The organism is Oleiphilus sp. HI0086, from assembly GCF_001635225.1.
This window is the reverse complement of sequence record NZ_LWFZ01000473.1, coordinates 1-613: the sequence shown is the minus strand read 5'-3', so window position 1 is coordinate 613 and position 613 is coordinate 1. Positions and strand designations below refer to the sequence as shown.

At 41.1% G+C, this 613-nt stretch carries 1 pseudogene; it reads left to right on the top strand.

Annotation, left to right across the window (positions count from 1 at the left end):
• A pseudogene (locus A3756_RS27420) lies at window positions 1-613 on the top strand (hypothetical protein); the annotation flags it as partial.

Genomic DNA, 613 nt, shown 5'->3' with positions numbered 1-613 from the left:
CACACAACACTTAATCTACCAACTAGTTTTCCAGACACCTTAATAGAACACATTAAAATAAATCCAATCAGCAATAGCTTGTTTGCTCATGCTGGTGAAGCTGTAGATATGGCCGATGTAATTAGCGACGGTGACTTTTATCGCTCTGAAATTTATCACTCGGTTTTTGAGCCGCATGGAATAAAACGTATTTTAAGTTCACTACACATAGCTTCAAGAAGCGGTATCTATACTCTTCTCTCTGTGTACCGCACTGACAAAGATAGAAAGTTCTCAGATAACGAAAAGAAAAGACATCAACGAGTACTATTTCATCTTATACAAGCTGCCTCTCACGCCTGCATGCTAAGCATGGAAGATAGGTCGGAGGGAGAGGAGCAGTACTACGCGATATGCGACCGTCACGGCATTTACCATGAGGTCGAAACAGAGTTTCTCGACATAGTCGATCTTTGCTTTAAAGGAAGTAAGGAATTAAATACGCAAAAGCAAATCCTTCCCTTAAAACTCCCTTTGAATGAACAACAGAGAGAAAAACAGAACTACATCTTTAGCTCTCAGCAGCTCGGAGATCTCTTCCGAATAGGCGTTCGCCAAAGAAATAAACTCGACC